This is a genomic window from Amycolatopsis coloradensis, assembly GCF_001953865.1.
GTDB classification, from domain to species: Bacteria; Actinomycetota; Actinomycetes; order Mycobacteriales; family Pseudonocardiaceae; genus Amycolatopsis; species Amycolatopsis coloradensis.
In genome coordinates this window covers 358,690-379,240 of sequence record NZ_MQUQ01000005.1, presented here as the reverse complement: position 1 = coordinate 379,240, position 20,551 = coordinate 358,690, and the positions used below count along the sequence as shown (strand labels likewise).

Below are 20,551 nucleotides of genomic sequence, written 5' to 3'. Positions count from 1 at the left end.
CCTTGCGCGATGGTCCTGAGAAGTTCCTGAGCCCATGCTGTGCATCGCACATGAGTATGACCCCGTCAGCGAGTGGCGCGCAGCCTTTCCGCGATCTGCTCGGGGGTGGCGTCGTTGATCCACACGGCCATCCCGGACTCCGACCCCGCCAGGTACTTCAGCTTGTCCTTGGACCGCAAGACCGAGAAGACCTCCAGGTACAGCCAGCCGAGTTCGCGATCGCGTTTGGCGGGCGCCTGGTTCCAGGCCGCGATGTAGGGCAGGGGCCGGTCGTAGAAGCCGTCGCAGCGGCGGAGGACTTCGAGGTAGATATCGGAGAATTCGTCACGCTCGGCGTCCGAGAGCGCGGGGATGTCGGGCACCTGGCGATGCGGCACGATCTGGACCTGCACCGGCCAGCGCGCGGCGGGTGGCACGAACGCCGTCCAGTGCTCGCCCGCGACCACGACCCGCGTCCCGGATTCACGCTCGGCGGCCAGGACGTCGCCCAGCACCGGACGGCCGTGCTCGGCCTCGTAGGCACGCGCGACCTCCAGCATCCGCTCGGTCTTCGGCGTGACGAACGGGTACCCGTAGATCTGACCGTGCGGGTGATGCAGCGTCACGCCGATCTCTTCACCCCGGTTCTCGAACGGGAACACCTGCTCGACACCGTCCATCGCGGACAGTTCGGCGGTGCGGTCGGCCCAGGCGTCGACGACCGCGCGGACCTGCTTGGCCGTCAGCCCGGCGAAAGAACCGTCGTGGTCGCTGGTGAAACAGACGACCTCGCACCGGCCGGCACCCGGCGCGACCGGCACCAGCCCCGCGCCATCCACTGTGGACGAATCGCCGATGACATCGCGGGCGAAGGAGGGGAAACGGTTCTCGAACACCGCGACGTCGTAGTCCGGCTCCGGGATCTCGCTGGGCTTCCCGGGTTTGGTGGGACACAGCGGGCACAGGTCGGCGGGCGGTTTGTAGGTCCGCGTCTGCCGGTGCGCGGCCATCGCCACCCACTCGCCGGTCAGCGGGTCACGCCGGATCTCCGACGCCGCCGCGACCTGAGGCAGGTCACGGGTGTCCTCGGCGGTGCGCTCCGGCGCGCCCGGCGAGTCGAAATAGATGATCTCCCGGCCGTCGGCCAGGTGCCTTACCGTGCGCTTCACGCTTCTTCAGCCTCAGCCGTCTCCGCCGTTTCGGCGATCATCAGCTCACCCACCTGCTCGGTGAGCGTTTCCCTCGCGTTGTCGGACAACCCGTCGTCCGAGACGACGACGTCGGCCTCTTCGAGCCCGGCGATGGTGGAGATGCCGACGATGCCCCATTTGGTGTGGTCGGCCAGCACGACCAGTTTGCGGCCGGCCTCGACCAGCGCCCGGTCGGTCTCGGATTCGGTGAGGTTCGGCGTGGTGAAACCGGGGCCGTCGGCCATCCCGTGCACTCCGAGGAAGACGACGTCCAGGTGCAGCGAGCGCAGGCTCTGCACGGCGACCGGCCCGACCAGCGCGTCCGACGGGGTGCGGACGCCGCCGGTGAGGACCACCGTGCGATCCGGCTGGTTCGCGCCGCGCAGCACGTCGGCGACCTGGATGGAGTTCGTGACGATCGTCAGGCCGGGGATCTCGTCGAGCGCCCTGGCCAGCGTCCACGTGGTGGTGCCCGCGGAGATGCCGATCGCGGTGCCCGGCCGGACCAGCCCGCCCGCGACGGCGGCGATGGCCTCTTTCTGCGCGCGCTGACGCACGGATTTGGCCTCGAAGCCCGGCTCGTCGGTGCTTTTGCCGACGATGGAGGTGGCGCCGCCGTAGACCTTCTCCACCAGCCCCCGGCCGGCGAGCACGTCGAGGTCGCGGCGCACCGTCATGTCGGAGACGCCGAGCCTCGTGACGAGGTCGCTGACCCGGACCGCCCCGGTCCGGCGCGCCTCTTCGAGGATCAACGCCTGTCGTTGCCGCGCGAGCACGAAGCCTCCCTGCACCACTGCCAACCGGATCAACTACACAAAATCCTACATGATCAAACATGGCGCGACGGCTACGAAGTCGCACCCTACGACGAAGAAGAGCTTGAGCGCCTTCGCTCTCTGGGGTTCAGCGGTCCCGAAGACGACCCTTCGGTGCTCGTCGAAGCCGCTTCGGGTCCACGGCTCTTCTTCAATCTGGTTCCGGAGTCGAAAGTCGTCAAGAACCGCGTACACCTGGATCTGACAGGCGACGATGTCGAGCGGCCGATCCCGAGGAGAACGAGTTCTGCCTAACTATTCCTCGGCCGTCTGCTTGACGCCGTCGATCGGGACGCCGCGGAAACTCAGCACGAAAAGGGAAACCGCGCCGAAGAACAACGCGATGTCGGCGACGTTCCCGACGAACCAGCCGTTGTAGTCGATGAAGTCGACGACGTGGCCGCGCGCGAAGCCGGGGTCACGGAACAGGCGGTCACCCAGGTGCGTCGCCGCGCCTCCGAGCAGCAACCCGAGCGAGATCGCCCAGCCCGCCGAGCGGACCTTGCGCGAGATCCACAGCAGCGCGACCACCGCGACCGCGGCCAGGATCGCGAAGATCCAGGTCGAACCGGCGCCGAGGGAGAACGCCGCGCCCGGGTTGTAGAGCAGCCGGAAGTGGATGAAGTCGCCGATCACCGGGATCGGCGCCCGGCCGGTCAGGGCGTCGACGGCCCACCCTTTGGTCAGCTGGTCGGCCGCCAGCAGCACCGCGGCCACCAGCAGTGTCCACAGCAGACGACGGGGCGGCGTCTCAGGCGCGTTCTCGGTGCTCATCACCCGTCAGGGTAATCACCCCTCAGGCAGGGGCTCCCGGGAGCCGCAGGGTCATCAGCGCGCCACCTTCGGGAGCGCGTCCCGCGTAGACGTCGCCGCCGTGCCGCTGCGCCGCGTGCTGGACGATGGCGAGGCCGAGCCCGGAACCGGGCAGCGTCCGCGCTTCGGAAGAGCGGTAGAAGCGGTCGAACACCTTCGGCAGGTCCTCGTCGGCGATCCCCGGCCCGGCGTCCGCGACTTCGAGCACCGCGGTGCCGTCGCCGACCGGGTACAGCCGGACCCCGACCGTCGACCCTTCGGGCGAGAACTTCACCGCGTTGTCCAGCAGGTTCAGCACCGCGCGTTCCAGCGCGCTGGTGTCGCCGGTCAGCACCCACGGCTGGAGCGAGACGTCGAACTCGATCTCGCCCGCGCGGCGGCGTGCCCTGTCGAGCGCGCGCTCGACGACGTCGACCATCTCGACCCGTTCGTGCTCGATCCGCGGCTCGTCCTGGCGCGCGAGTTCGACGAGGTCGCCGATCAGCTGGGTCAGCTCGTCGAGCTGGCCGCGGATGTCGGCCTCGATGTCGCTGCGGTCCTCGTCGGACAGCGTGCGCGCGCCCGGCCTGCTCGCCGAGAGCAGCAGTTCGAGGTTCGTGCGCAGCGAGGTCAGCGGGGTTCTCAGCTCGTGACCGGCGTCGGCGACGAGCTGCCGTTGCCGTTCCTGCGATTCGGCGACCGTGCCGAGCATCGTGTTGAAACTCTGGGTGAGGCGGGCGAGTTCGTCGTCGCCGCTGACCGGGATCGGCCGCAGGTCACCCGTGGTGGCGACGCGTTCCGCCGCCGACGTCAGCCTGTCGACCGGCCTCAGCCCCGCTCGCGCGACGGCCGTTCCCGCCGCCGCGGCGACCAGGATCCCGGCGCCGCCGATCAGGAACAGGACCACCGAAAGCTCGTTCAAGGTGCGCTTGGTCGGGCCGAGCGACTGGGCGAGCACCATCGCCTGCCCCGCGCCCTGCGGGAGGGCGACGACCCGGCTGTCGGTCTTCGGGTCGGTGCGCAGGGAGAACGCCTTGTCCCCGGAGGCGACCGCGATCTCGTCCTCGCCGTACGGCGGACGGCTGCCGGACTGCGGATAGGTCAGCCGGATCTTCTCCCCGACCGTCAGCTGGCCGATCTGCAGGTCCGCGCTGGCCAGGAAGGCGCCCGGCACCTGCTGCAGTTCGGTCTGCACCTGCGGCGAGTCGACCGCGGCCTGTGCGCGGGCCAGCAGGTTGTCGTCCACCTGCTGGTAGAGGTTGTCGCGCACGACGAGGTACGCACCGAGGGACACCAGCGCCACCGCGCCCGCCACCGAAGCGGCCGCGAGCAGGGTCACCCGGCCGCGGAGCGAGAAGCGCCGCGTGCTCCAGCGGTCGCCGCGCGGATCCTTTCCGGACACGTCGCCGACCTGGACCGGGTCGGTCACGGCGGGGTTTCCCTGAGCACGTAGCCCACTCCCCTGACCGTGTGGATCAGCCTCGGTTCGCTCCCAGCCTCGGTCTTTCGGCGCAAATAGCCGACGTAGACCTCCAGCGCGTTGCCCGACGTCGGGAAGTCGTATCCCCATACTTCCTCCAGGATCCGGCTGCGGGTCAGGACGTGTTTCGGGTAGGAGAGGAACAGCTCCAGCAGCGCGAACTCGGTCCTCGTGAGGCTGATCTCCCGCCCGGCCCGGCGCACCTCCCGCGTCCCCGGGTCCAAGGTAAGGTCCGCGAACGACAGGATCTCGGCGTTCTGCGCCGCCTGCGGATCCGGGATGGCACGGCGCAGCAGCGCGCGAAGGCGAGCGAGGAGCTCTTCGAGCGCGAAGGGCTTCGGGAGGTAGTCGTCGGCGCCGGCGTCGAGACCGGACACGCGATCGGACACGGTGTCCCGCGCCGTGAGCACGAGAATCGGCAGGTCGTCACCGGTGCTTCGCAGGCGTCGGGCGACCTCCAGGCCGTCGAGCCGCGGCATCATCACGTCGAGGACCATCGCGTCGGGTCTGTTGGCGATGATCGCTTCCAGGGCCTGCGCGCCGTCCCCGGCCATTTCGACCTGGTACCCGTTGAACTCAAGGGATCGCCTGAGTGATTCACGGACGGCCCTGTCGTCGTCCACTACGAGGATGCGCATGGCGACAGTCTTACGCAGCGTGCTGAGACTCGCCTAAGAACACACACAGAACAAACAAAGGAAATCGAGCGGTCCGCAAGGCGTTTCAGCCGGTCTCGGGGCCTTTTGCAACAGGTGCGTTCCATCTCCGCCACAAAGCGAGCATCCGGACACCGACGACCGCGGCAGCTGATACGGCCGTCACCGGACCCGCCGGCAGTCGCAGAGCGTGACCGACCACGACGAGCACGGCCCCCGCGAGCGCCGCGACCGCGTAGATCTCCTTCCGCAGCACGAGCGGGATTTCCCGAAGCAGGAGATCACGCACCGCGCCGCCACCGATACCCGTCGTCATCCCGATCAGGCACGCCGCGTAGGGAGTGGCCCCCGCGTTCAACGCGATGGTGGTACCCGCCGTCGCGAACACCCCGAGCCCGAGCGCGTCGGCGAGCAGCACGCCGCGCCGCAGCTTCGCGACCTGCGGATGGAACACGAACACGACCAGCGCCGTCCCGCCACAGACCGCGAGGTAAGGCCAGGTCCGCAGGGTCGTCGGCGGCGTGATCCCGAGCAGGACGTCACGGATGATCCCGCCGCCGAGCGCCGTGGTGAGCCCGACGACGACCACCCCGAACACGTCCAACTCCGATCGCACCGCCGCGAGCGCACCCGAAGCCGCGAACGCGATCAAGCCGAGGAACTCGAGCGCGGTGAGGATCATTACTGGTCGAGCAGGCCACCGCGGTAGGCCAGCAGCGCGGCCTGCACCCGGTTCGCCGCGCCGATCTTGGACAGGACGGCCGAGACGTAACCCTTGACCGTGGCCTCGGACAGATGCAGGCGCCCGCCGATCTCCGCGTTGGACATCCCCTGCCCGATCAGCCCGACGACCTCACGCTCCCGCTCGGACAGCGACGCGAGCAACTTGCGCGCCGGCTGCGCGGCCCGCTGCTCGTCCCGGTGCGACTGCACCATCCGCGCCGCGACCCCCGGGTCCAGCACCGCGCCACCCCTGGCGAGGTCCCGCACGGCCCTGAGCAGCGCCGCCGGGTCGATGTCCTTCAGGAGGAAGCCGTTGGCCCCGAGCCTGAGCGCGAGACTGACGTAGTCGTCGATGTCGAACGTGGTCAACATCGCGACGGTCGGTGGATCCGGCAACGCGAGGATGGCCCTGAGCGCGCGAATGCCGTCGTCAGGGGCCCGCATCTTGATGTCGAGCAACGCGACGTCGGGGTGGTACCGCCGGGCGACCTCGACCGCTGACCTCCCGTCGCTCGCCTCGCCCACGATCTCGATGTCGGCGGCGCCGGACATCATGGCACGCAGGCCCGAACGGACCAGTTCCTCGTCGTCGGCGAACATGAGCTTGATCAACGAAGCCCTCCGGCAGCCGGGGGAGCGGCGTCTCGCGTCCCGTTAACGAAGATTACCTACTGTTGTTCAGCGTTTCGAAACCAGACACGTACGAGTGACCCGTGCGGGTCATCTGTGTCGATCTAGCTTTCGATTCAGTCCCTGTTTCGCTGGGGTCGAGTGTGGCCGCTCGGGCGCGGATCCGCAGGTCGAGTGTCACTACACGGCCAGTGGCCGGGTTGCGCGCCATGCTCCCCTTGCTTCCGTGACGCAACCGCCGTTCGGGGCATCCCCGCGGTTCACCTCGCCGGCCGCATGCCCTCCCTGCCCGGACTCGCGCGTGACGGGCACCTCCCTACCCAGAAGGGGGCGACCACCCGGTAGGCTGTGCCTGGCAGTACATGCCCTCGTAGCTCAGGGGATAGAGCACCGCTCTCCTAAAGCGGGTGTCGCAGGTTCGAATCCTGCCGGGGGCACTCCAAGGATGGGCACGGATCAAGGACGCGCACCTCCGCAGTGAGCCTCTTCGCCAGCCGAGCGGTGCCATCGCATCGTTCGGCGGCCACCTTGCTCAGTCAGGCGGCCAGGTCCAGTACGTGCCTGAGTTCGGTGCGCCAGAGCGTCGAGCTGCGACCGCGCATCCCGGCGAACGCGGCGTCGTTGAGTTCCCGTTCCGCGTAGCGCAGCATCAAGCCTTGACCATCGATCAGCCCTTGCGACCCGCATCAAGCACGACATCGCGAAGTGCGGCGGCAGGTATATGTGGGGCTCCAAGGACCGGACGCTGGCTCCGCACTACTGCTCCACACCCGTCGAGTGGCAAGCGTTCATCCAGGCGTCAAGGCAGGCGAATTCGACCGGCTCCGCTGTTCTTCAACCCGCCGGGATCGTCATCGAGTCCGTCGGATCGTCTTTTTCCTCGTACGCACCGGCGCCACGGGCAGCGCAGCGCCGGTGCCGATGACCGCACGAGCGTGTTCCGTCCAGCCCGGCACATCAACCCCATCGGCGTCGTCTGTCCACATCAGAACTCCTTCAGGCCCGCCACCCTGTTCGTGCGGAAGGACTCCACCATCGGCGTACCAGGCCTTCTTGCGTTCCCAGTTCCTCCGATACTCGGGAAGCTCCAACATTCCGAGATGTTCCCAATAGATCTTTCGGCCGCCGGCCGCGACGGTGAAGTCCGGCCTACGGGTCCACCCGTTGATGGTCAGTGGTTCCTCATAGCTCCAAGAACCGGGAGCCAGCTCGTCGAGGATTTGGGAAACAATGACCTCGTTCTTGCTGCGGACGAGGACGCCGCTGGCGGTGAGATGGATCAGGCGGGCGTCGTACACGCCCATGGTCTGGCCATCCGGAAACCTGACCTGCCGAGGGTCAGGTGGACCGAAAAGATCCGTGAGCCTACGTGCGGTTTCCGAACCCGCCGCGCTCGTCAGCTCGAACAGCTCGTTGATAGTGCCTTCGTGAAGCAGCACAACGGATTCCTGCTGACGCGTCAACGCCGTGTACAGCATCTCTCTCGACAGCCGACGAACCGAGCTGGGCAACATCACAAATACCGTGCCGAACTCCGACCCCTGGGACTTGTGGATGGTGATGGCCCAGGCGAGCTCGAGCGTCGGATCTTCCTCGTCATCCTTCTCGTAGCCGTACTGGGTGCCCAGCTGAGAGGAGAACTCGACATTCGTCTGCTTCGGACGCGTTCCCTTTCTCCCGATTTTACCGATCACCAAACCGATCTCGCCGTTAGCGACGTACTTGAGACCTGTGTGCCTCGGAAAGCCGTCCGCGCGTTGCTGGTTTCGCGTGTTGAGTACCTTGTCACCGACGACTATCTGCTCAACGCCAATCGGCTTGGGAACCCACCGCTTGGCGTCGGGTAGGCGGGCGTGTCTCATCGCTCGCTCGCGAAAGCGGTGCTTCAGCCGCCGATTGATCTCAACCGTGCCCCATCCGCGTCCCCGGGTCGGCGAGAGAATTTGCCAGCGTTCGCAGTCCTCGGCCGACCCCGTCTCGAAGTTCACCCATTCACCGTTGCGCCGTCCCCCGTAGGACAACTCGAACTCGTCCGGCCCTGTGATACCCAGCCGAGCGCCGAGCGCCTCGCGAATCACGTCCTCGGGTCGTCTGTTCTGCCATGGGATCGCTGCCAGGCTGGACTCTAGAACGTTGGTGTGCAGACGCTGCCACACCTCATCGAAGCCATCGGGGATCTCGTCTCCCGAGAACCATGCGGCGAGCTGGAGATCGTCCCTCGTCTGCCCGGCCTGTCTGCGGAGCACACTGAGCTCGGCATAGCCGGGCGCGACCTTGGGGAACGCGGGCAGCTCCTCCTCGTCGACCAGAAAGGTGATCAGGTCGACGAACGGACGTCCCGCACCGATCGGCGGCAGCTGCCGAGGGTCGCCAACGAAAATGAGCCGCCGCGGCTGCGGGAGTGCGTCGAGCAAGGCGGCGAGTTGATCCTCGGTCAGCATTGAGCTTTCGTCCACCACGACGGTGTCATAATGGGGTGCTTTCTTCCTCTCCGGAGTGCAATAGTAGCCGCGCTCCCGGTCGTAACGTCCACAAGCGGAGAGGAACTGAGCGAGAGTCTTCGCCTCGTGATCTACCTTTGTCTGGAGCTGTACCCGCGCCTTTCCGGTGGGAGCCAGCAGCAGCACTTGTCGACCCACGTCGGTGAGATGCCGGACGAGTGCCCGGATCAGCGTGGTCTTTCCAGTGCCCGCGCGGCCGTTGAGCACAGTCAGCGGCGACGCGAACAACTCGGCGAGCGCATCTGCTTTCTCTCGTCGAGCTCGGCGCTCCGCTTCAGCATCCGATTCGTCGGCCGGTCTGTGCTTGCCGAGAACCTCATCGATCAGCTCAGGTAGCCGATCCGGCACCGGGAGGCGCGGTATCGCTCGTTGACTTTCCAGCCACCGCCGAATGAACACGGCCTGCTCGTACCGATACACCAACTTGAACGCGGGCGATCCGTCGGCCAACGTCACACCGACGAGCGGCGCCCAGGCATCCTCTTCGTAAAGCAAATCGCTGGGATGCAACCTGTGCGCGCGCAGGACCTCTTCGGTGACAGGACACCGCTCCTTGAGCGCGCGCTGCTCAATCGCAGAAAGGGCGTGGTCCAGCGGCAGCACGGTATGCCCCTGTCGAGTTGCTTCCTCGAGTACATCCGCTAGCAACGCCTCGACACGCCTCGAATCGAGGTCGTCACTCATCGCGGACGGCTCTTCCAACGGAAACCGCGTGCGAATGGACGCACTCGGGTAGCAACCCCGGTCGATCACATTAAACGGAAGACGCAAGGGAGGCTGCACTAGTAGCGTGCAAGCGAGGTACGGATTATCAAGAAATCCCGACCAATCTTCGGACTCTATGATCGCTGCGACCCGCTCATAGGTGAGCTGGAAACGGGACATCAGTTTGAATGCGCGGCGTCGGATATCATCAAGACGTCGCCACACCTTGCGAGGCGTGGTCGAAATCTCCTCGACGACTTCCTTATGCGGGCTGCGACCCTCCAATGCCTCGACCAGAACATCCCACGGGTCAACCCCTTCCGCAGTCACCGCCACGATCTTGCGTGCGACCAGCGATCCGTACCGAACGCCAAGGGCCTTCAGCACGGCGCCGAGGCCGGGCGCGGGACCACGGCTGAGCCAAAGCTCGCCGACGCGGTCCGAAACCCAGTCCAACGAGGCGCCAGGAACGTCAATTCCGAGCTCGGCGCACCGCTGCGCCGCCTCGAACATGCGCTCAAGTATGGCGATCGCGGTGTCCGACGAAACATGTTCGGTGGCGTAGGAGAACTCGCGGCCGAATTCTTCGGGCACCCGGACCAACGCAGACGACACATCCGTCCCGTCCGCGTCAAGCTTGGCGAGCTCGGTCACCGGCAGAAAGATGCCGTCGAGACCGTCTAGGCGAAGCGAGTGCTTGACCGTCGTTTCCCACATATGGTTAGGGAAAGGAGAGCGACCGTTGGTCTTCCACGGACCTGGAGGCTCGATTCCGGTCACACGCGCCGCGCCCACCAGCAAATTCCGTTCCGGTCCGCTGCCATCGAACGGAGAATGCTTGGCGTAGAAGAAGACAAGCGACGACTCCGGCTCGATGTCTGCCCAGAACCGATCTATCAGTTCCTTCTGGTTGTCACCGTGCATCACCCACGCTGGGGTGTACTTGAGCGTCGCCTCCACGAACTCCTCAAGCTCAGGACGATAGTCGACATCTACATCCCGCGCTACGTCCTCCACGGTAGACCTGTTCAGCCAACGGTACGGAATGGCATGGGCGGCGTATGCGGGGATCGTGACCGTCGTTGGTCGCAGGCACCCGCTAAGAGCGGGGTTGAACCGGTACGGGTGTTCCTTCACACGATCGTACGAGCGAGGGCTCAGAAAGGTGCCCCGCTCGTCCAGGCACGGAATGCGCGCGTTGTCGATCTCGTGAAACGGCCTTCCCGCATGTCGTAGCTCGTAGGCGTCATCGCGGTTACTTCCGATGTTCTTGAGCAGCACACAGGAGGCGTTGCCCAAGGGGTCGTCACAGACCACCCCAGACCACCCTGCGTCCTGCCAGGGGACCCTGACGGAAATATGCAAGCCGACGTTCACGCTCTCCCCCTGTTCACAACAAGCTCCTGGCTACATTGTCAGCTGGCCGGCCAGCGAGACAAGACGTACTTGACCTTCTCAGGCTCTTCAAGGGCTCGGGTGGAGTTTCCGGTGCGCACGAAGAACTTGGTCTCCTTGTGCTGTTGACCCTTTTTCTCGACCGTGACCCGGGCGTCTACCGGGAAACCGGACGGGTGGACATGTATCCGGCAGACGCTCTTGCCGTCGATCTCGTGTATCTGCCGACTGACGTTGGCGGCGAGCGCGGCACCCATCGAGTCGACGATGAGGTTGTTGAGATGCAGCCCGAATAGGTCCGTGTCGTCCTTGTCCGGCTTGCGAAGGTGCGCGAAGTCCGGTTCCAGCCCAACCGGCACACCACTGTCGTGGATTCCGATGAGCAACGTGCCGCCGTCACGGCTATTGGCGAACGCCGCGATGGTCTTGAGGCTGGCGGTCTCCAACGGCTTGTACCGCACGCCCTCCTTGGTGATCGACAGCGAAGCCTTGTACTCCAGGTGCGCGCTTTCCAGGTCCGGCCCGAGCAGGTCACCGATCGGACAGTGTTCCTGGTAAGCCACCTTCGCCTTGCCCTGCACCATTTTCAAGTAGGTGTCGAGCACCATCGACTGCGCGTCCGGATTGTCGATGAGTGTGAGGCTCAGGTCCTTGGACACGTTGACGTGGTTGACGATCTCCTCGGTGAAGATCTTGGCTAGGAACAGCCGGAAGTTGTCCTCGGTATTGGCCGCGGCGGCGCGCTGTACCTCCGGCCGGTCGATCATCTTGGCGACCATGGCGTCCAGATGCACCCGGTCACCGTCGGCGAAGTCGGTGTTGAACCGCTCGTTCAGCTTGGCGATGATCGCCGAAAGCGGCTCCTCCTCCGCCTTGGTCTGCTTTCCCGCTCCGGAGAATATGGTACTGACGTCACCGCTTTCATCGGACAACTCGATAGATCCAGCGAATGTCTTCTCGATGCGCAGATAGGCCAGCTCGACCTCGGCACCGAGATCGAGCCCGGTTTCACCGGCTGGCCTGATGAACGCGGACAGCGCCTTGCCGTACAGAAAGTCCGCTTCCAGCTTGCTGTCGGTGAATTCAACGATCTGAGAAAGGAACGAGTAGGTGCGCAGGAACCGGGCGAGCGCATCCCGGAACATGCTCTGCTCGTCCTCATCGAGGCCATGAAACCGGTCGACAGCCGGGGTGAGCGCGGCGTGCACCCGGCCGTGGTTCTTCCCGTTGCCGATGAGCAGCGCGACGGCCTTCTCCACCTCGTCCGGCCAGATAACGCCGTAGGGGTCGAGCTGGTGCCGCGTGTCATACAGCAGGTTTGGGTCGGTAGGCTGCGCAACAGTGCTGGTGTACCACTCGGCAAACGATTCCTGAATATCCTCGGTCTTGTTACGAAAATCGAGAACGAACGTGCCGTCCTTCCCGTCGGCGATACGATTGAGCCGCGACAGGGTTTGGACGGCATCCAGACCGGACAGGGTCTTGTCCACGTACATGGCGTAGAGCAATGGCTGGTCAAACCCGGTCTGATACTTCTCCGCGACCACCAAAAAATGCCATTCTTCGCCGGCGAACTCCTTGGCGGTTTGGGATTCGGGAAATCCATTCATCGAGGTTTCCGTGTGATCGACTTTATCGACCTCAACGGTGCCGGAAAACGCACCGAGCACACCGATCCGGTAGCCGTGCTCGTCGCAGTACTTCCGCAGCGCCTCTGTGTAGCGGACGGCGTGCTCGCGGGAGGAGGTGACCACCATTGCCTTGGCCCTGCCGCCGATCTTGTGCTTAACATGCCGCCGGAAGTGCTCGATGATGACTTCGGCCTTCTGCGCCAAGTTCGACTCGTGCAGGCTGACGAACCGGGCGATAGCGGCACCCGCTTTGCGTGGGTCGTACGCCGGGTCGTCGCGAACCTTCTTCTCGATGTTCCAGTACGTCTGGTAGGTGACGTAATTGGCGAGCACATCGATAATGAACTTCTCCTCGATGGCTTGCCTCATCGAGTACAGATGGAACGCCTCGCGCCGCTTAGTGGTGGAGTTACGCCTGCCGAACATTTCCAGCGTGCGCCCCTTCGGCGTCGCCGTGAACGCGAAGAAAGAAATGTTCGGCTGCTTTCCGCGCGCCTTAGCCATGGCCGCGAGCGCATCTCCGACCGGGTCGTCGGTCCGCTCCGGTTCCCCGGCGCCGAGCAGCGCCTTGAGTTTGGTGGCAGACTCCCCCGTCTGCGAGGAGTGCGCCTCGTCCACGATGACCGCGTAGTTCCGGTCCGGGAGCTGGAGGCCCTGCTCCACGACGACAGGGAACTTCTGCAGAGTGGTGATGATGATCCGAGCGCGCTGCCCGGCGAGTGCGGTCGCAAGCTGGCCAGAGTCGCTGTCAATCTTTTCCACCAGCCCGAACTGGTGCTCAAACTGGTAGATGGTCTCCTGCAACTGCTTGTCGAGCACCCGCCGGTCGGTGATCACCACGATTTTGTCGAACACTGGGCGCTCGTCCGCGCCGTGCACCGTGGAGAGTCGGTGCGCGAGCCAGCCGATCGTGTTGGACTTCCCCGATCCCGCGGAGTGCTGGATCAGGTAATCGTGCCCAGGCCCTTCTGTCTTGGCAGCCTCTTCGAGTTTGCGCACCGCGTCCCACTGGTGAAACCGCGGAAAGATCATGTTTCGCGCGCGCTTGCTACCCCTCGGCAGATTCTCCACATGTACGAACCTCTGCAGCAGATCCAGCCAGGCGTCACGTTGCCAAACCCGTTCCCAAAGGTAGGCGGTACGTTGCCCGTTCAGATTCGACGGGTTCCCAGCGGCCCTGTCGTTCCCCTGGTCAAACGGCAGAAACCGCGTTTTCGCCCCGGCCAGCCTAGTGGTCATCGCCACCCGCTCGGTGTCCACCGCGAAATGTACGACGCAGCGCTGGGCCAACGTCACGTTGTTCGGATCGCGAGCATCTCGATACTGCGCTTTGGCGTCGTCAATACCCGATCCAGTCAACGCGTTCTTTAACTCGGCGGTCGCGACTGGCAACCCGTTGACCAGCAGCGCGAGATCGATCCGGTTCTCGCTATTGGGGTCGTAGTGAAACTCCGGGACGACAGCGAGTACGTTCTTCTCGTACCGTGTGACGAGTTCCGGCGTGACACTACTGGCGGGTTTGAAGTACACGAGCCGAATCGTGACACCCCGGTCCACCACTCCGCGCCGCAGTACATCCACGGTTCCACGCGCGTCCAGTTCTTTGACGAGACGGGCCTCGAACCCTCGCTGCGCGGCTCCCACGTCGCCGTACTTCGCGACCAGCTCTTCCCACTGCTCAACCTGGGTAGCGCCGACGAACTCCAGCACAACCCCGAAGTCGAGCCCAGCCACCCGGTCAAACTCGTGGTCACTGACCTTCTCGTACCCACCCACATCGACCAGCCAAGCAACGATCTCAGCCTGAAACGCGCCCTCGTCCGGCTTCATCAAGACACCCCCGGTACCTTCATCTCCCCTGTAACGGCCGCCGTAATCAAAGCTTGCCTGTGTTCCCGAAGCAAGGAGATTTGCTGCTCGAGGGCACTAACAAGTCGTTCATAACATTCATTAACATGTTCAGCCATGCGCACGCATTCTTCCTGTGAAACGACGCTTCTGTGGGGTACCCGAAGATCCTTCAAGGTTGACTCGTTGACGTTCGCCAGCGTCGCACCGGTCGACTTCGCCATAAGTTGTTGACGATAAATATCAATACTCATCACCATCGCTAGATAAGCCGGAATCAGCCGCTCCGGCGATGGCCGAATGGCAATTGAATCACTCCCACAAAGCCAACCGTCGGCGCGCGCATCAACGATAGCGGTGCGACCAACATCACCTTTTCGCCCCATTACAAGATCGCCTGCACTCAACCTGTGCCGACTGAGCCGCGCGGCCGCAGAAGCTGCAACCGACACGATCTCCTCGGGAGTGATCTTCCCACGCTTGATATGCGTCGGATTAATAACCGGCACCCCACCTGAGATGTATTCAGAAGCTGCAAGCTGTGTTCCAAACGGCCCCGTAAGTACTGAAGTGCCGAACTGTCGGAGACTTACAGTGTCACACCTGCGCCAATCCCCTGCAATTTCGAGCATCTCCGACTGTTCCCACTCGGCCAGAACCCGAATCAACTGGTACTTCTTGGCGACCAGAGCGTCGATACGGGCGGTCTCAACATCAAGGAAGTCCACAATCGCTCGTTGGTCAGCCACGCCAGGAACGCAAATAGGAACACCAAGCATTCGTTCCCGGCTAAGCTCGATTTGATTAGTTGATCCGAAGACCAACGTTTCAAACATAAAGTTTTGAAATGAGTCACTTTTGAGAAAAAAGTATCCAAAGCGATCGTGTACATGTTTCGGATCGAAGCGAACCAAGGTGACATGGCCATCTGCTACGCAGGGACGCGAGTCCGGGCCAGACGAGAACCAGCCGACACGGCCAAGTGTGCCCGTCCCAGTAGAGTTGACGAACGAATCGCCCGGTTGCAGAAATCCCTTCAGCCTACGCGGATCTCCGTCGTAAGCATGGAACCTGGTACGATTCCAGTCGATTCCCGCACCTTGATTCGCGGCCTGACTTATCATCCGAACCGGACCGTCTTCGCAGTAATCAGGCGCTGTGCCACGATTTAACACAACAGTCGCGTGTCGAAGCGGGATTCTTTCCCAACTCATTCAGTCACCTCGATCAAGAGATCCTGGATTTCTTTTTCCAGCTGCTTGATCTCAGCGTCAATCTCAGCGAGTGGCCGCGGGGGCACGTACTTGTAGAAGTGCCTGGTCAACGGAACTTCGTAGCCGATCTTGGTTTTGTCGTGGTCGATCCAGGCGTCGGGGACGTACGGGAGGACCTCGGCGGTCAGGTAGTCGTTGACCGCTGTTTTGTACTCCACAGTGGCCAGTCGCGCCTTGACGTCAGCTTCGAAGGTGACTGGAATTTCAGGCAAAGGGACGTTCTCGGAGTCACGGAGGTCGGGGTCTGGAACCTGGGCGCCCTTATCGTCCAGTACTGGCGGGGCATCAGGGTCGCGAACAGAGAGCACATCCAGAAGGGTGTCTTGGAGGGCCTTGCCTCGCTGGCCAGCGCCGGCCATCAGTTCAATGACCTTCTTGCGGACCACAGGTTTGTCGGTGATGACCTCGTCGCCCCAGCGATCCAAGCCAGTCAGCAGCGCCTCACGGACCTCGGCCGAGAGTTTGGCGACCTTCTTGTCCACCGCAAACTTGGCGCGGGTTTCCTCGGTCACCTCCCATCGCAGACGCAGCGGGCGCTCGACCGTGATACGCAGGAAGCCGAACGACTCATTGGAGAAGATCTTGACCTTGTCGCCTTTGGTGAAGTCGTGGTGCAGGCGGACGATCTCGTTGATTTGCTCCGGCGACATTTCCTTGCGTTTGTTGCCCAGACTCTTGCGCATTTTGACGAAGTAGTCGCGGGCGTCGATGAGCTGGACCTTGCCCTGACGCTGCTTCGACTTGCGGTTGGTGACGATCCAGAGATAGGTGGAGATGCCTGTGTTGTAGAAGAGCTGATCGGGAAGCGCGACCACCGCCTCCAACCAGTCGTTCTCGATGATCCAACGGCGGATCTCCGACTCGCCAGTGCCCGCAGCACCACTGAAGAGAGGGGAACCGTTGAAGACGATCGCGAGGCGGCCGCCGCCCCGGTTCGGGCGGCGCATCTTCGAGATCATGTGCTGTAGAAACAGGAAGGAACCATCGCTGATACGCGGCAAGCCGGCGCCGAAGCGGCCATCGAAACCCTTATCGGCGTGTTCCTGCTTGATCTTGTCGGCGACCATCTTCCACTCGACGCCGAACGGCGGGTTGGCCAGCAGATAGTCGAACTGCTCGTCTTCGAACCCGTCCTGGGTGAATGAGTTGCCGAACGCGATCTCGGCGTCCTCGCCCTTCACCATGAAGTCCGATCGGGAGATCGCGTAGGTCTCCTCGTTCAACTCCTGGCCGGAGAGGCGGAGGGTGGCATGCGGGTTCAGCTCACGCAACCGATGCTCGGCGGTGTACAGCATGCCGCCGGTGCCGCAGGCCGGGTCGAGCATGCTCTTCATGATGCCTGGCTTGGCCAGATCCGGGTCGTCGGTGAGCAACAGGTCCACCATGAGGCGGATGACCTCGCGCGGGGTGAAGTGCTCACCCGCGGTCTCATTGGACAGCTCGGAGAACTTGCGGATCAGCTCTTCGTACAAGTAGCCCATCTCGATGTTGGACACCGTGTCCGGGTGCAGGTCGATCTCGCAGAACAGCGACACCACCAGGTACAGCAGGTTCGACCGGCCGAGCTTGGTGATCTGCTTGTCGAACTCGAACTTCTCCAGCACATCCCGCGCGTCCTCGGAGAACGCTGCTAGGTAGACCTTCAGCTGGTCGGCGAGGTCGTCAGGGGTGTCAAGCAGCCGGGTCAGGGTGAGCTTCGAGGTGTTGTAGAACGGCACCTCGGCCGCAGAGCGGAGAAAGTCTGGCCGGTCACCGAACTGCTCATACACGGCGAGGACCTTCGCCTTGTTCGGCTCGAGGACACAGTCCAGCCGCCGAAGGACGGTCAACGGCAGGATGACCTTGCCGTACTCGGACTGCTTATACACCCCGCGTAGCTTTTCTGCCACCGACCAGATGAACGCCGCGTGGTTCTTGATTGTGTGGCTTGGCTCAGTCATTCATCGACTCTCATCAGGTTCGGCACTGTCGGCCCTCCATCCTGGCACGGCGCCCAGGGCTGCCCAGGTCGGCGTGCCGGGGCCGCCTGACATCCGTTCATCATGGCTAGTCATCGGACCTAAGGATCAGATGTTTCAGCTCACTGCAGGCAGTGTCCGCACCGTAACCTGTACTGCCGATCAGCCCTGGTGGCAGCAGCTGCTGGTTAGGTCCCTGATCTCATGACCGCGATCACGGCGACCTACGGACTCGCCCAGGCGTATCGCTTGTCAATCAACAATGCGGCGACCAGTTACGGATAGTGACACTTCGCCTGGTATGCCCGCCGGTCAAGGCGCCCGCGACCGGTCCCAAGCCCACCTCACCAGGCCCACGACCATCGAAGTGGTGACCTGCCCGTTCTCGTCGCCCAGCGCTACTGCGTTCACACTCGGTCCAATGCTTCGCCGCGGCGCATCAAGAGTTCGTATCCAACCGCTTCCTGGGGAAGACGTGCGCCTCCGACCAGAAGGTCGCACGCTTGTTCAGCGAGCACACCCAACCACGCGGCCGCTTCTGCCCCGGCGTCCGCCGATACTCGTGCGGCCGGCAGCTCCTGCCCCACCTCGAAAAGAAGCTCGTATAGCGGAAATGCCGGAACGATGGCCGGAAGACCAGCCCGTGTCGCGGCCGTGCTCGCTGTTGCCGGTATCTGCAACCCTTTCAGATCAACGTCGCCGAAGTACACGATCCTGTCAGGCTGTGGAGACAACAGCGGAACCGACAACACAGCCGATGGAAACTGGTTTCCTGTTCCATATCCCACATGCCGCCCCGAACCGCCAACGGCCGCATTATGCCGCGTGACTTCAAGAAGTGACGTATAAGTGTGATGGTTCTCGGCGATAAGCAATGCCGCGCCCAGAGGGTCATTGACCCCTGGAACCCATTGTGAGACAAAAGGGATCGGTACAGAGTGACAGCGCAATAGATTTAGCGTAAGCGCCCCGGAGGTGAACAGTCTGGTCGCAGCGAGCCCATCAAGCCGTTTCTCGTCACCGAACAGTTCCAGCGATCTCTCGCGCGTCGGCACAGAAGGCCTCGTCGCGCCGCCGTCGCGAAGAAAAGTGGCTACTCTGTCAAGCAAGCTGAGCTCGTCTGATCGGCTTGCGATCCGGCCGGCCGCCTCGAGCGCAGTCGGCCACACTCGCGGTGATCTCGTCTGGCGATCGACGCGCTCGCGCGGCGGGCGACGGACCCACATTGGCAACGGCGGAGTATCGCGGGTGTCGAAGTATCGTGCCGCGCTTGGGAACAGCACCAGCCCGGCCGTAACCAACTCGTCCAACGCCGCACGGATCTCGCCACGTGCGGTCGGTGTAGTCGCCAAACTGCGGTCGAACGAGACCGAGGCGACGTACAACGTCTCGACTTCGATCTTTTGCTTTGGCGCTACCGCAACCGTATCGGCAAGATGCTGAGCCAAGGCGGTCAGCTTCACGACGCAACCCCGTTCGTCGGCTCGTCACTCGACACACGAGCACTTGTGATGCCCTCGACGGCTGAGCCGAAGCGCTCCTCCAGAACAACGTACCTTCGCGTCCTGAGCGATCCTGGCGCGTTACGCATCCGCAGCACGTTCGGAAACTGCCCGACGGCGCCAAGATCTTCTACGCCGGTTGTGTAGACGAGCTGCACGCCATGCGCGGCTGCCACGTCCCGCTGCAACCGCAGCAGGGCCACGTGGCTGGCCGTGCCCAACGGGTTGTCCAGCACGAGCGTGCCACCGAGCGCATCCCTGCCCCGACCGCGGTTGACCGCGCGCAGCCGAGCGAGGGTGCAGTACAGCGCGACGCATACCGTGAGCTTTTCGCCACCGGAGAACTTGCCGAGATGAGTCACGTCGACCGGCTCGACCGCCAGGTCGCTGTTCGGCTTGAGCACCTTGACCGTGAATCCGCGCGGTGCCACTGCCTCGTGCACACATCGCTTGAGCAGGGCAAGGCCTTCGGGCTTCGACTTCTCTGTCACGATTCGGTCGACGACGGCGTCGATCCGGGCGTGCAGATCCTCGTCGCCGCTGGGACGGGCGAACCTGATCCGCAGGAAGTGTTCGTTACCCCACCCGCCCAGGGTTCCTGGCAGCTTCGAGTGCCGGTGTGCGGAGTCAAGATTCGCGAGCACGTCACGCACCAGCGCGGCGATTTCCACCACCACGAGTCGCTGGTCGCGCCCGATGTCGGCGAGCTGCCCCTCGATGGTTGTGCGGCGTACCCGCATCTCGGCGGCACGAGCGGCGGCCCGCTCAGCCAAGACCTCGGGGTCGTCCCCGGTGTACCGGTCTCTGATCGCGTCTGGAATACCGGCGAACCGGTTCTCTGACGCCAGTCGCCGCACATCACCGATTGCCTTCTCCGCACGGTGCGTAGCCGACGAGGCGATGGCGGTAGCCGAATTCAAACGTTCGAGTACAGCTTTCAATGCGGCCTCGGCATCGTCACCGCTGTACGCCGCCACTCCATCCGGCACAGCTGTGGGAGCAGTGGCATCGCCGAGCCGGCTGGCTTGCTGGCCGAACACCTGGGCGGCCGTGTTCGCAGCTGTCGCGGAGTTGCCGGCCTCGTCTGCCTCTCGATGGAGGTTGGTGACTCGGCCACTCATCTCGGTAGCCCGCATGGACTCCGTTTCAGCCAGTTCACGGGCTTCGGCCTCGGTAGCGGGTTCGACTTCGAGCTGTGCGTGCCGCAACCGGTCACGCGGCGTCCGACGCTTGACTTCCTCCTCTGCGTGTTCAAGCTCGGACTCGGCACTATTCAGTTTCGTCAGGGCCTTGTCGGCCTCGTCTCGGGAACGTCCTCGTGCCGCCGCACGGCGTTCCGAGTCCTGCCCATCGCCTGTGCCGAGCAGTACAGCTGCCCGCTCGCGGATGGGCTCCGTACAGGTCGCGAGTGTTCGTTCGGCTCGTTTGCCGCGCTCGATGTGAGCATTGAGCCGTTCGGCTAACACGGACTG

13 protein-coding genes and 1 tRNA gene are annotated in these 20,551 nt (G+C 63.9%); 1 reads left to right on the top strand and 13 read right to left on the bottom strand.

Annotated elements, in window-relative coordinates; all coding sequences use genetic code 11:
* Nucleotides 1–65: 65 nt before the first annotated feature.
* The 7 genes from galT to BS329_RS11290 all read right to left on the bottom strand — a co-directional run bounded on the left by galT (nucleotide 66) and on the right by BS329_RS11290 (nucleotide 6,247).
* Complete coding sequence (gene galT, locus BS329_RS11325) at nucleotides 66–1,148, bottom strand: galactose-1-phosphate uridylyltransferase (RefSeq protein ID WP_076159063.1); 1,083 nt, start codon at nucleotides 1,146–1,148, stop codon at nucleotides 66–68.
* Complete coding sequence (locus BS329_RS11320) at nucleotides 1,145–1,945, bottom strand: DeoR/GlpR family DNA-binding transcription regulator (RefSeq protein WP_076159060.1); 801 nt, start codon at nucleotides 1,943–1,945, stop codon at nucleotides 1,145–1,147. Before BS329_RS11320 ends, galT begins: the two co-directional genes overlap by 4 nt.
* Before the next feature lie 294 nt (nucleotides 1,946–2,239).
* Nucleotides 2,240–2,758, bottom strand: coding sequence for a signal peptidase II (locus tag BS329_RS11310; protein WP_076159057.1), 519 nt, complete (start codon nucleotides 2,756–2,758; stop codon nucleotides 2,240–2,242).
* Nucleotides 2,759–2,780: 22 nt separating this feature from the next.
* On the bottom strand, nucleotides 2,781–4,205 hold the full coding sequence (locus BS329_RS11305) for a HAMP domain-containing sensor histidine kinase (protein WP_076159055.1): 1,425 nt from the start codon (nucleotides 4,203–4,205) through the stop codon (nucleotides 2,781–2,783).
* The gene (locus BS329_RS11300; RefSeq protein WP_076159052.1) at nucleotides 4,202–4,894 is read right to left on the bottom strand and encodes a response regulator transcription factor; all 693 of its coding nucleotides are present in this window, start codon (nucleotides 4,892–4,894) and stop codon (nucleotides 4,202–4,204) included. The genes BS329_RS11305 and BS329_RS11300 overlap by 4 nt, the downstream gene beginning before the upstream one ends.
* Before the next feature lie 85 nt (nucleotides 4,895–4,979).
* Nucleotides 4,980–5,594 (bottom strand): trimeric intracellular cation channel family protein, encoded by a 615-nt coding sequence (locus BS329_RS11295; protein WP_076159049.1) that lies wholly within the window; start codon nucleotides 5,592–5,594, stop codon nucleotides 4,980–4,982.
* On the bottom strand, nucleotides 5,594–6,247 hold the full coding sequence (locus BS329_RS11290; protein WP_076159046.1) for a response regulator: 654 nt from the start codon (nucleotides 6,245–6,247) through the stop codon (nucleotides 5,594–5,596). Before BS329_RS11290 ends, BS329_RS11295 begins: the two co-directional genes overlap by 1 nt.
* A 382-nt stretch (nucleotides 6,248–6,629) precedes the next feature.
* Between BS329_RS11290 and BS329_RS11285 the strand changes: the two genes are divergently transcribed.
* A tRNA-Arg gene (locus tag BS329_RS11285) sits at nucleotides 6,630–6,702 on the top strand.
* A 414-nt stretch (nucleotides 6,703–7,116) separates the two neighbouring features.
* On the opposite strand, the gene BS329_RS11280 is transcribed toward BS329_RS11285, so the two are convergent.
* The 6 genes from BS329_RS11280 to BS329_RS42465 all read right to left on the bottom strand — a co-directional run bounded on the left by BS329_RS11280 (nucleotide 7,117) and on the right by BS329_RS42465 (nucleotide 20,545).
* Entirely contained in the window at nucleotides 7,117–10,752 is a 3,636-nt protein-coding gene (locus BS329_RS11280; protein ID WP_244197109.1) for an ATP-dependent DNA helicase, read from the bottom strand.
* 134 nt (nucleotides 10,753–10,886) lie between these two features.
* Nucleotides 10,887–14,327 (bottom strand): RNA-binding domain-containing protein, encoded by a 3,441-nt coding sequence (locus BS329_RS11275; protein ID WP_076159040.1) that lies wholly within the window; start codon nucleotides 14,325–14,327, stop codon nucleotides 10,887–10,889.
* Nucleotides 14,327–15,559 (bottom strand): restriction endonuclease subunit S, encoded by a 1,233-nt coding sequence (locus tag BS329_RS11270; protein ID WP_244197108.1) that lies wholly within the window; start codon nucleotides 15,557–15,559, stop codon nucleotides 14,327–14,329. Before BS329_RS11270 ends, BS329_RS11275 begins: the two co-directional genes overlap by 1 nt.
* Nucleotides 15,556–17,559: a type I restriction-modification system subunit M gene (locus BS329_RS11265; protein WP_076159035.1), complete on the bottom strand. Its 2,004-nt coding sequence runs from the start codon at nucleotides 17,557–17,559 to the stop codon at nucleotides 15,556–15,558. Before BS329_RS11265 ends, BS329_RS11270 begins: the two co-directional genes overlap by 4 nt.
* Nucleotides 17,560–17,984: 425 nt before the next feature.
* Entirely contained in the window at nucleotides 17,985–19,040 is a 1,056-nt protein-coding gene (locus BS329_RS42470; RefSeq protein WP_143252975.1) for a hypothetical protein, read from the bottom strand.
* A complete protein-coding gene (locus BS329_RS42465; protein ID WP_143252974.1) occupies nucleotides 19,037–20,545 on the bottom strand; it encodes a hypothetical protein in 1,509 nt (502 codons plus the stop codon). The genes BS329_RS42470 and BS329_RS42465 overlap by 4 nt, the downstream gene beginning before the upstream one ends.
* Nucleotides 20,546–20,551: the final 6 nt, after the last annotated feature.

What these genes read in the sequence shown, in the direction of transcription:
- BS329_RS11275 (WP_076159040.1), bottom strand. Translation starts at nt 14,327, where the DNA reads ATGAAGCCGGACGAGGGCGCGTTTCAGGCTGAGATCGTTGCTTGGCTG.
- BS329_RS11310 (WP_076159057.1), bottom strand. Translation starts at nt 2,758, where the DNA reads ATGAGCACCGAGAACGCGCCTGAGACGCCGCCCCGTCGTCTGCTGTGG.
- BS329_RS11300 (WP_076159052.1), bottom strand. Translation starts at nt 4,894, where the DNA reads ATGCGCATCCTCGTAGTGGACGACGACAGGGCCGTCCGTGAATCACTC.
- BS329_RS11265 (WP_076159035.1), bottom strand. Translation starts at nt 17,559, where the DNA reads ATGACTGAGCCAAGCCACACAATCAAGAACCACGCGGCGTTCATCTGG.
- BS329_RS11270 (WP_244197108.1), bottom strand. Translation starts at nt 15,559, where the DNA reads ATGAGTTGGGAAAGAATCCCGCTTCGACACGCGACTGTTGTGTTAAAT.
- BS329_RS11295 (WP_076159049.1), bottom strand. Translation starts at nt 5,594, where the DNA reads ATGATCCTCACCGCGCTCGAGTTCCTCGGCTTGATCGCGTTCGCGGCT.